Source organism: Zooshikella harenae (assembly GCF_018837975.1).
GTDB lineage: Bacteria > Pseudomonadota > Gammaproteobacteria > Pseudomonadales > Zooshikellaceae > Zooshikella > Zooshikella harenae.
In genome coordinates this window covers 1-637 of sequence record NZ_JAGSOY010000338.1, presented here as the reverse complement: position 1 = coordinate 637, position 637 = coordinate 1, and the positions used below count along the sequence as shown (strand labels likewise).

The 637-nt window shown below is 41.4% G+C and carries 1 protein-coding gene; it reads left to right on the top strand.

Translation table 11 applies throughout. From position 1 onward, the window contains the following. Positions 1-338 precede the first annotated feature (338 nt). Positions 339-637, top strand: a 299-nt coding sequence (locus KCG35_RS26005) for a hypothetical protein (RefSeq protein WP_215822815.1), incomplete at its 3' end; no start/stop codon positions are given.

The window sequence follows — 637 nt, the reverse complement described above, 5'->3', positions numbered from 1 at the left end:
ATCACAGTTGACACCGATTCTTGGTATGAATGACCTAATCGGGTAAGAGCTGGTATCTACCCAGCTCTTATGATTAAAAAATCACAATAAATGACACTGCTAGTGCTGTTTGAATTGTAAATGGTTACAACTGTTGGGTATTCATCACCAAAATTTTTAGCGGGATTATGGTCAGTTGTATGGAACTATGCAGGAAGTGCTGAGTGGGTATTGTGGAAGGGCGTTGGGGGGAGTGGTTGGATTGTTGAGAGAGTTAGTAAACTAACCATGTGGTGTAATATATTACGTTACCCTTACGTTTAGTTATCCAACTAGAGTGGATAGGAGGCTTACCCAAAATGGGATTTACTAAAGAGCCGACTGGCTATTACAAGACAGCGCTCTCTGACCTTCAAGGTGCATGGTGCAATTTAAGAGAGACAGTTGTTGATAATTTCGGTTTTCCAAATTCAGACAAACTCTTATTCCACATTGATGAGGCCATGAGTTGGGAGTGTGTAAGAAACTTGAAGTTGATGAAAGAAACACTGCTCTTGATACGTAACATCGCCGCACATTCTGCACCGGAAGAAGTCAATGAGTCAGTAGAAATGGTAATGGAAAGTCTAGAAGAAGTTTTTTCGGCCATAGCGGAGGG